This is a genomic window from Polaromonas sp. P1_A2 (genome assembly GCF_056406895.1).
The window spans coordinates 1,398,583-1,410,973 of record NZ_JBFTZI010000001.1; the positions used below are offsets into that span (position 1 = coordinate 1,398,583).

Sequence of the window (12,391 nt, forward strand, 5' to 3'; positions counted from 1 at the left end):
ACAGCGAGCTGATGCCCGTCGAGGCCGAGGTGGACAGCACCGCGACATTGCTGTTGGTGGTGCTGAGGCCCGTCGAGAGGGAGCCCACGCTGGTCGACAGCGAGATAAAGCCGGTGGACAGCGATCCAAACCCGGTGGACAGGGAGCCGAAGCCGGTCGACAGCGAACTGATGCCCGTGGAGGCTGAGGTCGACAGGGAATCCAGGCCCGTGGACAGCGAACTCACGCCGGTTGACAGCGAGCTGGTGCTGGTGGAACCCGAGGTCGACAGTGAATCAATGGCGGTGGACAGCGAGCTCACACCGGTCGAGGTGGACGTCGACAGCGAGGCGACATTGCTGTTGGTGCTGCTCAGGCCGGTGGAGAGCGAACTGAAGCCGGTCGAGGTGGAGGTCGACAAGGAGCTGAAGCCCGTCGAGATCGAGCTGAAACCGGTGGACACCGTGTTGAAGCCGGTGGACAGCGAGGCCACCACACTTTCGGTGGTGCTCAGGCCGGTGGAGAGCGAACTGAAGCCGGTCGAGGTGGAGGTCGACAGCGAGTTAAAGCCCGTCGAGATGGAACTGAAACCGGTGGACACCGTGTTGAAGCCGGTGGACAGCGAGGCCACCACGCTTTCGGTGGTGCTCAGGCCGGTGGACAGGGAACTGAAGCCGGTCGACGTCGAAGTCGACAGCGAGTTAAAGCCGGTCGAGATCGAGCTGAAACCCGTCGAAATGGAACTGAAGCCGGTGGAGACCGTGCCAAAACCGGTGGACAGCGAGGCCACGGCGCTGTCCGTGGTGCTCAGGCCCGTGGACAGGGAATTGAGACCCGTGGACAGGGAGCTGAAGCCTGTCGAGAGTGAACTGAAGCCGGTAGACACTGAGCTGAAACCGGTCGACAGCGAGGCCACGCCGCTCTCGGCGGTGCTCAAGCCCGTGGACAGCGAGCTAAAGCCGGTGGATGTTGAAGTCGACAGCGAGCTGAAACCGGTCGAAATGGAGCTGAAGCCGGTAGAGATGGAACCAAAGCCGGTCGAGAGCGAGGCCACTGTGCTGTCGGTGGTGCTCAGGCCCGTGGACAGCGAGCTCAAGCCCGTCGAGGTGGAGGTCGACAGCGAGGTGATCCGGCTGGCCGAGGTGCTCAGGCCCGTCGAGGCCGAGGTGGACAGGGAGCCGATACCGGTCGAGGTCGAGGTCGACAGCGCAGCCAGGTTGCTGTCGGTGGTGCTCAGGCCCGTGGACAGCGAACTGAAGCCGGCCGACGTGGCGGTCGAGAGCGAGCTGAAACCGGTCGATAGGGAGCTGAAGCCGGTGGACAGCGAGTTCGTCGAAGTCGACAGGGAGGCAATGCCGCTGGCGGCTGTGCTGAGTCCCGTGGAGGCCGAGGTCGACAGCGAAGTGATGCCGCTGGTCGCCGTGCTCAGGCCGGTGGACGTCGAAGTCGACAGTGAAGTGATCCGGCTGTCGGCGGTGCTCAGGCCTGTCGAGGTGGAGGTCGACAGCGAGGTCACATTGCTGTTGGTCGTGCTCAGTCCGGTGGAAACTGAGGCGATGCCGCTTGTGGCGGTGCTCAAACCGGTCGAGGTGGACGTTGACAGGGATGCCACATTGCTGTCCGTTGTGCTCAGGCCCGTGGACAAGGAGGAAATACCGCTAGCGGCTGTGCTGAGTCCCGTCGAGGTGGAGCTTGACAGCGAGCTGATGCCGGTCGAAGCAGACGTCGACAGGGATGCGACATTGCTATTGGCGCTGCTCAATCCGGTGGACAGCGAGCTGAAGCCGGTTGAGGCCGAGGTCGACAGCGAAGTGATGCCGCTGGCGGCGGTGCTCAGGCCTGTTGAAGTGGAAGTCGACAGCGAGGTGACGTTGCTGTTGGTGGTGCTCAGGCCGGTGGACAGCGAGCTGGCCGAGGTCGACAAGGATCCGATGCCGGTCGAGGCCGACGTGGACAGCGCCGCGACATTGCTGTCCGTGGTGCTCAATCCCGTCGACAAGGAAGCAATGCCGCTGGTCGATGTGCTCAACCCCGAGGAGGTAGACGTCGAGAGCGACGTGATGCGGCTGTCGGCGGTGCTCAAGCCTGTCGAAGTGGAGGTCGACAGTGAGGTGACGTTGCTATTGGTGCTGCTCAGGCCGGTGGACAAGGAACTGACGCCGGTCGAAGCGGACGTCGACAAGGACGCGACATTGCTGTTGGTGGTGCTCAGGCCCGTCGACAGGGAGGTGATGCCGCTGGTTGCTGTGCTCAAGCCCGTTGAAGTGGAAGTCGACAGCGAGGTGACGCTGCTGTTGGTCGTGCTCAGGCCGGTGGAGAGCGAGGAGATGCCGCTGGCGGCGGTGCTCAGGCCGGTGGAGGTCGACGTCGACAGCGACGTGGTCCGGCTATCGGCCGTGCTCAAGCCGGTTGAGGCGGATGTCGACAGGGATGCCACATTGCTGTCCGTCGTACTCAGGCCCGTGGACAGCGAGGAAATGCCGCTGGCGGCCGTGCTCAAACCCGTCGAAGTGGAGCTTGACAGCGAGCTGATGCCGGTCGAAGCCGACGTTGACAGCGAAGTGATGCCGCTGGCCGCGGTGCTCAATCCGGTTGACGTGGACGTGGAAAGTGAAGTGATCCGGCTGTCTACGGTGCTCAGGCCCGTGGAAGTGGAGGTCGACAGCGATGTGGTCCTGCTATCGGCAGTGCTCAGGCCGGTGGACAGCGAGCTGGCCGAGGTCGACAAGGAGCCGATGCCGGTCGAAGCCGACGTGGACAGCGATGCGACATTGCTGTCGGTGGTGCTCAGGCCAGTCGACAGCGAAGTGATGCCGCTGGCTGCGGTGCTCAGGCCGGTAGACGTCGAGGTCGACAGCGATGTGGTCCTGCTATCGGCAGTGCTCAGGCCCGTGGAAGTGGAGGTCGACAGCGACGCAAGGTTGCTGTTGGTGCTGCTCAGGCCGGTGGACAAGGAACTGACGCCGGTCGAAGCGGATGTCGACAAGGACGCGACATTGCTGTTCGTGGTACTGAGGCCGGTGGACAGCGAAGTGATGCCGCTGGTCGCCGTGCTCAATCCTGTGGAAGTAGACGTCGACAGTGAAGTGATCCGGCTGTCGGCAGTGCTCAGGCCTGTCGAAGTGGAGGTCGACAGCGAGGTGACGTTGCTATTGGTCGTGCTCAGGCCTGTAGACAGGGAGCTGGCCGAGGTCGACAGGGAACCGATGCCGGTAGAAGCGGACGTCGACAAGGACGCGACATTGCTGTTCGTGGTGCTGAGGCCGGTGGACAGCGAAGTGATGCCGCTGGCTGCGGTGCTCAGGCCGGTAGACGTCGAAGTCGACAGCGATGTGGTCCTGCTATCGGCAGTGCTCAGGCCCGTGGATGTCGAAGTCGACAGCGAGGTGACGTTGCTATTGGTGGTGCTCAGGCCGGTGGACAAGGAAGTGATGCCGCTGGTCGCCGTGCTCAAGCCGGTGGACGTCGAGGTCGACAGTGAGGTAATCCGGCTGTCGGCGGTGCTCAGGCCTGTCGAAGTGGAGGTCGACAGCGAGGCCACATTGCTGTTGGTCGTGCTCAGGCCTGTAGACAGGGAGCTGGCCGAGGTCGACAGGGAACCGATGCCGGTCGAAGCGGACGTCGACAAGGACGTGACATTGCTGTTGGTCGTGCTCAGGCCGGTTGACAGGGAGGTGATGCCGCTGGCCGCGGTACTCAGGCCCGTGGATGCCGATGTGGACAGCGATGTGACGTTGCTGTCCGTGGTGCTGAGCCCGGTGGACAAGGAGCTGATGCCGCTGGCGGCAGTGCTCAAGCCGGTCGATGTCGAGGACGACAGCGAGGTGACGTTGCTGTTGGTGGTGCTCAGGCCTGTCGACAGGGACGTGATGCCGCTCGTCGCCGTGCTCAAACCGGTGGAGGTCGAGGATGACAGTGAAGTGATCCGGCTGTCGGCCGTGCTCAGGCCCGTTGAGGTGGATGTCGACAGCGAGGTGACGTTGCTATTGGTCGTGCTCAGGCCGGTGGACAGCGAGCTGGCCGAGGTCGACAGGGAACCCATGCCGGTCGAAGCCGAGGTGGACAGCGACGCGACATTGCTGTCGGTGGTGCTCAGGCCCGTGGACAGGGAGGTAATGCCGCTGGCGGAGGTGCTCAAACCCGTGGAGGTCGAGGTGGACAGCGAGGTGATCCGGCTGTCGGCGGTGCTCAGGCCCGTGGATGTCGAAGTCGACAGCGAGGTAACGCTGCTATTGGTGGTGCTCAGGCCGGTGGACAGCGAACTGGCCGACGTTGACAGGGACGCGATGCCGCTGGTGGCCGTGCTCAGGCCCGTCGAAGCCGAAGTGGACAGGGAGCCGACCGCGGTCGAAGCGGACGTCGACAAGGACGTGACACTGCTGTTCGTGGTGCTCAGGCCCGTTGACAGGGATGTGATGCCACTGGCGGCGGTGCTCAGGCCGGTGGAAAGTGAGCCGATACCGGTGGACGTGGACGTCGACAGCGAGGTGATCCGGCTGTCGGCGGTGCTCAGGCCGGTTGACGCTGAGGTGGACAAGGAGCCGACCGCGGTCGAAGCGGACGTCGACAAGGACGTGACACTGCTGTTTGTGGTGCTCAGGCCCGTTGACAGGGACGTGATGCCACTGGCGGCGGTGCTCAGGCCGGTGGAAAGTGAGCCGATACCGGTTGAGGCAGATGTCGACAAGGACGTGACGCTGCTGTTGGTGGTGCTCAGGCCGGTGGACAGCGATGTGATGCCGCTGGTAGCGGTACTCAAGCCCGTCGATGTCGACGTGGACAGCGATGTGACGCGGCTGTCGGTGGTGCTGAGGCCTGTGGACAGCGAGGTGACGTTGCTGTTGGCGGTGCTGAGCCCAGTGGACAGTGAGCTGCTGGCGGTCGACAGCGATGTGACATTGCTGTTGGTGCTGCTCAGGCCGGTGGATAGCGATGTGATGCCACTGGTGGCGGTGCTCAAGCCCGTTGATGTCGACGTGGACAGCGAGGTGACGCGGCTGTCGGTGGTGCTGAGGCCTGTGGACAGCGAGGTGACGTTGCTGTTGGCGGTGCTGAGCCCAGTGGACAGTGAGCTGCTGGCGGTCGACAGCGATGTGACATTGCTGTTGGTGCTGCTCAAGCCGGTGGACAGGGAGGTGATGCCACTGGTGGCGGTGCTCAAGCCCGTCGATGTCGACGTGGACAGCGATGTGACGCGGCTGTCGGTGGTGCTGAGGCCTGTGGACAGCGAGGTGACGTTGCTGTTGGCGGTGCTGAGCCCAGTGGACAGTGAGCTGCTGGCGGTCGACAGCGATGTGACATTGCTGTTGGTGCTGCTCAGGCCGGTGGACAGTGAAGTGATGCCGCTGGTGGCGGTGCTCAAGCCCGTCGACGTCGAAGTCGACAGTGAGGTGATCCGGCTGTCTGCGGTACTGAGGCCGGTCGATGCCGATGTGGACAGGGAACTGATACCGGTCGAGGCGGATGTTGACAGCGAAGTGACGCTGCTATTCGTCGTGCTCAGGCCTGTGGAGGTCGACGTCGACAAGGACGCCACGCTGCTGTTGGTGCCGCTAAGGCCGGTCGACAGCGAGACGATCCCGCTTGTGGCTGTGCTCAAACCCGTCGAGGTGGAGGTCGACAGCGAAGTGACACTGCTGTTGGTGGTGCTCAGCCCAGTCGACAGGGAGAGGATGCCGCTGCTGGCCGTGCTGAGCCCGGTGGACAGGGAAGTGATGCCGCTGGTAGCGGTGCTCAGGCCCGTCGATGTCGACGTGGACAGCGAGGTGACGCGGCTGTCCGTGGTGCTCAGGGCGGTGGACAGCGAGGTGATGCCGCTGGTGGCCGTGCTCAGACCTGTGGATGTCGAGGTCGAGAGCGAACTGATGCCCGTCGACGCCGAAGTCGACAGCGAAACCACGCTGCTGTTGGTGCTGCTCAGGCCGGTGGAAAGTGAGGTGATACCGCTGGCGGCCGTGCTCAAGCCCGTTGACGTCGAGGTCGACAGTGAGGTGATCCGGCTGTCCGCGGTGCTGAGGCCGGTCGATGCCGAGGTGGACAGCGAACTGATACCGGTAGAGGCCGAGGTTGACAGCGAGGTCACGCTGCTGTTAACCGTGCTGAGCCCGGTGGAGAGCGATGTGATGCCGCTGGTAGCTGTGCTCAGGCCTGTCGACGTCGAGGTGGACAGGGAAGTGACACGGCTGTCTGTGGTGCTGAGGCCTGTGGATAGCGAGGTGGCGCTGCTGTTAACCGTGCTGAGCCCGGTGGACAGCGAACTGCTGGCAGTCGACAGCGATGTGACATTGCTGTTGGTGGCGCTCAGGCCGGTGGACAGCGAGGTGATCCCGCTGGCAGCCGTGCTCAGGCCGGTAGACAGTGAGGTGATGCCGCTGGTGGCCGTGCTCAAGCCCGTCGATGTCGACGTGGACAGCGAGGTGACGCGGCTGTCGGTGGTGCTGAGGCCCGTGGATAGCGAGATGACGCCGCTGTTGGTCGTGCTGAGCCCGGTGGACAGTGAGCTGCTGGCGGTCGACAGTGATGTGACGTTGCTGTTGGTGCTGCTCAGGCCGGTGGATAGCGATGTGATGCCGCTGGTAGCGGTGCTCAGGCCTGTCGACGTCGAGGTGGACAGGGAGGTGACACGGCTGTCCGTGGTGCTCAAGCCCGTCGACAGCGAGTTGATGCGGCTGGTGGCGGTGCTCAGGCCGGTAGACGTAGACGTCGACAGCGAGGTGACGCTGCTGTTGGCGGTGCTCAGTCCGGTGGAGAGCGACGTGATGCCGCTGGTAGCGGTGCTCAGGCCGGTAGAGGTGGAGGTCGACAGCGAGGTGACGCTGCTGTTGGTTGTGCTCAGTCCAGTGGACAAGGAGACGATGCCGCTGTTGGCGGTGCTGAGACCGGTCGATGCCGATGTGGATAGCGAAGTGACGCTGCTATTCGTCGTGCTCAGTCCGGTGGAGAGCGACGTAATGCCACTGGTGGCGGTGCTCAGGCCGGTAGAGGTGGAGGTCGACAGCGAGGTGACGCTGCTGTTGGTTGTGCTCAGTCCAGTGGACAAGGAGACGATGCCGCTGTTGGCGGTGCTCAAGCCTGTGGACGTAGAGGTCGAGAGGGAACTGATGCCCGTAGATGCCGAAGTCGACAGCGAAGTGACGCTGCTGTTGGTCGTGCTCAGGCCGGTGGACAGCGAAGTGATGCCGCTGGTTGCAGTGCTCAAGCCTGTCGAGGTGGAGGTCGACAAAGACGCGATGCYGCTGTTTGCCGTGCTGAGRCCGGTCGATGCCGATGTGGACAGCGAAGTGACGCTGCTATTCGTCGTGCTCAGTCCGGTGGACAGCGAGGTGATGCCGCTGGTTGCGGTGCTCAAGCCTGTCGAGGTGGAGGTCGACAAAGACGCGATGCCGCTGTTTGCCGTGCTGAGGCCGGTCGATGCCGATGTGGAYAGCGAAGTGACGYTGCTATTCGTCGTGCTCAGTCCGGTGGACAGSGAGGTGATGCCGCTGGTTGCGGTGCTCAAACCTGTGGACGTGGAGGTCGAGAGGGAACTGATGCCCGTAGATGCCGAAGTCGACAGCGAAGCCACGCTGCTGTTGGTGGTGCTCAGGCCGGTGGACAGCGAACTGATGCCGGTGGAAGCGGAGGTCGACAGGGACGTGATGCTGCTCGTGGCGGTGCTCAGGCCGGTGGACAGGGAACTGATACCCGTCGAGGTGGAGGTGGACAGCGACGTGACGCGGCTGTCCGTGGTGCTCAGGCCCGTTGACAGCGAGTTGAGGCGGCTGGTGGCGGTACTCAGGCCCGTTGACGTCGAAGTCGACAGTGAGTCGACGTAAATGCGCGTGTTGTTGACGTAATTCACGCAGGTCGAGGCGGCGGAATACATCGTGCCGCCATTGCCCGCGGTACAGGCGGCTTCCGGCAATGTTTGCCCGTAGGCCGAACTCACGGGGCTGAGGCCCCCGCCGTTGAGGAGTCCCGCAAGCACCACGGCGCCTGCGGCGCCGACCTGGACCACCTTGGAGCCGCTGCGTTTGCCGCGCGCACTCGAGATCTCCGACACGGCGACCCACGTGCCCAGAAGCTCGCTGTAGACGGTACGGTAGAACTTGTTCATGGTGGGGTGAGGACAGGCGTGTGGCCGGTAGTGTTTGCTTAAGTGCTATTTGTAAAAATATGTACAAATGATGTAACTAGTTCACAGGATTCTCCCATAGGTCACGGAAAAAGCATGCGGAAATTTCCGATGAATTTCTTGTAAAGCATTGATTTGATTGATTTTTGAGGAAAAAATCACATGCTGACAAGGAGATAGATATATCGGTTTCTACGTAGAAATTCCTGAAAAGTGATTCAATATGTAACTAATACGCGATTTTTCGCCTCTTTCCTGACATCTTTGGTGACCGATTTCACGAAAAACGTCACTTTCGGATTAATACCGTGATCCGGCTCACGCCCGGCCTTCCAGGGGCGTGGAGTCGGGAAAATGCGTTGGGATGGGGAGACACGGGCAGGCCGGGAACAGCCCGGCTGCGCGCGGGCATGGGCACCCCGCGCGCCGCGGTTTGGCTGGAAAGAGGCGAGGGGTTTAGCCGCCCGTTGCCGGGGGCAGGCCTGCCAGCAGGCTCAAACGCGTCTGGAAAGACCGTTGCTGACCCGTGACCGGGTCGGTGAAATGCATGGATTTCGCGAGGAGCTGCAGGGGCCGGCTGTAGTCGTCGTCGGGCGTGGGATGCACCGGCGGGTAGATCCTGTCGTTGAGGATGGGAATCCCCAGGGCATGCATATGCACCCGCAGCTGGTGTTTCTTGCCGGTGACCGGGCTCAGCGCGTAGCGGGCCCAGCCCTCACGGGCCTCTAGCACGCTGATATGGGTCTCGCTGTTGGCGAGGCCGGGTGCTTCCTGCTGCCGGAAGAAGGGCTCGCCCTGCACGATGCGGCTTTGGCGAAGCAGCGGAAAAGCAATGTCTTCACGCCACGGCGCGATGGCCTCGTAGTGTTTGGCCACCTCGTGGCGCCTGAACAGCGCCTGGTAGGCATCGCGGTCGGCGGGCCTGACCGAAAACAGCACCAGGCCGGCGGTTTCGCGGTCTATGCGGTGCAGCGGCGCCAGGCCGTCCAGGCCCAGGCGGTTTTTAAGGCGCACCAGCAGCGTTTCCTGCACATAGTGGCCCGAGGGCGTGACCGGCAGGAAATGGGGTTTGTCGGCCACGACCAGGTGCTCGTCCTGGTACAGCACGCTGGCCTCGAAGGGCACGCGGGGCTCATCCTCCAGTGCGCGGTAGTAGTAGACGCGCATGTGGCCGCGGTAGGGCCGTTCAGCGGTGACGGGCACGCCGAACTCGTCGGCCACCAGGCCGTCCCGCATGCGTTGCAGCCAGGTTTCGCGCGTGATCGCGGGAAAGCGCTGCACCAGGAAGTCGGTGATGCTGGGCCAGTTGCCGGCCGGCAGGCCCACGCAGCTGGGGCTGACCCCGTCGCGGGTCGGCAGCCCATGGGACGGCTGTCCGTTCACGCCGGCACGGGCGGGCATTCAGACACGGGTGAACACCACGTCCCAGACGCCGTGCCCCAGCTTGATGCCGCGGTTTTCGAATTTGGTCAGGGGCCGGTAGGCCGGCTTGGGCGCGTAGCCGCCCTGGGCAGCATCCGCCGTGTTGCGCAGCAGCGGCTCGGCGCTCAGCACCTCGAGGATTTGCTCGGCATAGGGTTGCCAGTCGGTGGCGCAGTGCAGGTAGCCGCCGGGTTTGAGGCGGGCGGCCAGCTTGGCAACCAGCGGCGCCTGGATCAGGCGGCGCTTGTTGTGCCGTTTTTTGTGCCAGGGATCGGGAAAGAAGATGTGCACGCCGTCCAGGCTGGCCGGCGGCAGCATGTTGTCTATCACTTCAACGGCGTCATGCTGCAGGATGCGGATGTTGGCCAGGCCCTGCTCGCTGATGCGCTTGAGCAGCGCGCCCACGCCGGGGGTGTGCACCTCGCAGCACAGAAAGTTTTTCTCGGGCATCAGCGCGGCGATGTGGGCCGTCGCCTCGCCCATGCCAAAGCCTATCTCGAGGATGGTGGGGGCCGAACGCTGGAACATGGCCTCGAAATCCGCCGGCTGCGCCGTGTAGGGCAGCAGGAACTGCGGGCCCACATCGGCAAAGGCCTTGGCCTGGCCGACGGTGGTGCGGCCGGTGCGGCGCACAAAACTGCGGATGTTGCGGGGAGCGCCCGGTTCGGCGGCCGCGCTTTCGACAGGGTCAGCGGGGAGGGGGGCGGGCGGGGTGGGGGAGTTGGTATCTGTCACCGGTTGATTTTAAGGCGGGCTGCCCACAGCGGCACGGCCTGCCCCAGCCAGTCCTGCGGCGTGGCAGCACTGGCCAGCAATGGCAGGCCCAGTACCGCACCTGCCTGCCGCAGCGCGGCAAGCGGCTGGGAAGTGTCCAGCGCCTGCGCGCCGTTCTGTTTGGAGAGCTTTTCGCCGTTGGCGCCCAGCACCAGCGGCGTGTGCAGGTAGCGCGGCTGGGGCAGGCCCAGCGCGCGCTGCAGCAGGATTTGCCGCGCCGTGTTGTCGGCCAGGTCTTCGCCGCGCACGATGTCGCTGATGCCCTGGGCCGCGTCGTCGACCACCACGGCCAGCTGGTAGGCCCACAGGCCGTCGGCGCGCTTGAGCACGAAGTCGCCCACCTCATGGGCCACGTCCTGCGACTGCGGGCCCAGCAGGCGGTCCTGCCAGCGGATGGGCGCGGGGGCTCGCGTGTCCAGCCGCCAGGCGCGCGCGGTACGGCCGTGCAGGCCATTGCGGCAGGTGCCGGGGTAGACCAGTTCGCCATGGCGTTCGCGCGGCTGGCCTGAAGCCGCCAGTGCGCGCGCGATGTCCTGGCGCGTGCAGGCGCAGGGATAGGCCAGCCCGCGGGCGACCAGCGGGTCCAGCGCCTGCTGGTACAGCGCGCCGCGCTGTGATTGGTAGACGGGCGGCTCGTCCGGCAGCAGGCCGCATTGGGCCAGTTGCTCAAGAACCGTCTGGTCGGCGCCGGGCACGCAGCGCGGTGTGTCCACGTCCTCGATGCGCACCAGCCAGCGGCCCTGGTGCGCGCGGGCGTCCAGCCAGCTGGCCAGGGCGGCCACGAGTGAGCCTGCGTGCAGCGGGCCGGTCGGAGAAGGGGCGAAGCGGCCCCGGTATTCGGCCTCCACGCCGATTTCGCTTCCGGCGTTCAGGCCAGTTCAAGAGCCATTTCAAGGCCCGATATAAAGCCTTCTTCCGCGCGATGCCCCAGGCACCAGTCGCCGCAGGCGCCTATACGGGATTTGGCGTCCCATGCGTGGGTTTTGCCCAGCGGCTGCAGCGTCTGGGCGTGGCGCCAGCGGTGCACCACGGCATGGGGCGGCGCCGCGCGTATGCCGGTGACTTCGGTGAAGGCCTTGAGCAGCTTGGCCTTGACGCGTTCGGCGTCGTCCTCGAGGTGGCGCTGCGACCAGTCTGGGCTGGCCTGCACGGTCCAGCGTTCAATGGGGCTGCGGCCGGGCTTGGACGACTCGCGCGCCAGCCAGGCGATGCGGTGGTGGGTGCTGCGCGCCGCGTTCCAGTGGGGGCCCAGGTGCGCCATCGTGGGCTGCATGGCCTGGGGGAAGGCCAGCATCAGCGTCCAGCAGGGCGCCACGCTGACCTTGGCGAGTGCCTCCATCAGCGGCTTGCCCTGTTGCGAGCTCAGCAGCAGGGCGTGCGCCTGCGGCGAAGGCAGGGCCAGCACCACGTCGTCAAAGCCCGAATGCACCCGGCTGCCGGCGCCCGGGCCTTCGGTCTGCAGCTGCCATTGTTCGGGGTGCAGCTTGTCGCGTTCCAGCCGCAGCACCTCGGTCTCCAGCAGCAGGCGGCCCGCGGCCGCCAAGGGCTGGGCCCATTGGCGCAGCAGCGCATTCATGCCCGGCGTGGGGACCCAGTGCGCTTCTTTGGGCGGCAGGGCCGAGGCCACGACACGGCCCAGCTCGTCGAGGATGCGCACGGTGTTGGCACTCCAGGGCCGCACCAGCCCGGGGACTGTGGCCAGGGCTTTCTCGAAACGCGCGTCGCGCACGGTGAAATACTGCGCGCCGTGGTCGAAGCCGCCGAATTCGCTGTCCCGCGTGGCCATGCGCCCGCCGACTTCGCGGCTTTTCTCGAACACCGTGACCTGGTGGCCGGCCTGCGCCAGCGTGCGCGCGCAGGCAATGCCGGCGATGCCCGCGCCTATGACGGCGATGCGGCGGCCGGCCGCGGATTCAGGGAGGGGGAGGCTGGTGTTTTTTGTCATGTCTTTGTGTGCTTTTTGGATTTGATGAATGAGGCGCCTTGCCGCTTTCGCGGGCAATTCACGGCCCCCCGGCCTGGGTCATCACGTCTGAACCATAAACGAAAACGATAAGAAGCTCTAAGCACACTCTACACGCAGGCGCGGCCGCCGCGCCCGGA

At 64.8% G+C, this 12,391-nt stretch carries 4 protein-coding genes and 2 pseudogenes; all 6 read right to left on the reverse strand.

What is annotated here, in order from left to right:
* Positions 1-568: 568 nt before the first annotated feature.
* Positions 569-7,819, reverse strand: a pseudogene (locus AC1D09_RS06790) (ESPR-type extended signal peptide-containing protein); the annotation flags it as partial.
* A gap of 123 nt (positions 7,820-7,942) precedes the next feature.
* Positions 7,943-8,074: pseudogene (locus AC1D09_RS06795) on the reverse strand (ESPR domain-containing protein); the annotation flags it as partial.
* A 474-nt stretch (positions 8,075-8,548) separates the two neighbouring features.
* Complete coding sequence (locus AC1D09_RS06800) at positions 8,549-9,493, reverse strand: RluA family pseudouridine synthase (protein WP_477700983.1); 945 nt, start codon at positions 9,491-9,493, stop codon at positions 8,549-8,551.
* Complete coding sequence (trmB, locus tag AC1D09_RS06805) at positions 9,494-10,249, reverse strand: tRNA (guanosine(46)-N7)-methyltransferase TrmB (RefSeq protein ID WP_477664015.1); 756 nt, start codon at positions 10,247-10,249, stop codon at positions 9,494-9,496.
* Positions 10,246-11,136, reverse strand: coding sequence for a tRNA glutamyl-Q(34) synthetase GluQRS (gene gluQRS, locus AC1D09_RS06810; RefSeq protein WP_477664016.1), 891 nt, complete (start codon positions 11,134-11,136; stop codon positions 10,246-10,248). Before gluQRS ends, trmB begins: the two co-directional genes overlap by 4 nt.
* Before the next feature lie 20 nt (positions 11,137-11,156).
* Entirely contained in the window at positions 11,157-12,233 is a 1,077-nt protein-coding gene (locus AC1D09_RS06815; RefSeq protein ID WP_477700984.1) for an NAD(P)/FAD-dependent oxidoreductase, read from the reverse strand.
* Positions 12,234-12,391: the final 158 nt, after the last annotated feature.

Coding starts and splice junctions, on each gene's coding strand:
- AC1D09_RS06800 (WP_477700983.1), bottom strand. CDS start 9,493: ATGCCCGCCCGTGCCGGCGTGAACGGACAGCCGTCCCATGGGCTGCCG.
- AC1D09_RS06815 (WP_477700984.1), bottom strand. CDS start 12,233: ATGACAAAAAACACCAGCCTCCCCCTCCCTGAATCCGCGGCCGGCCGC.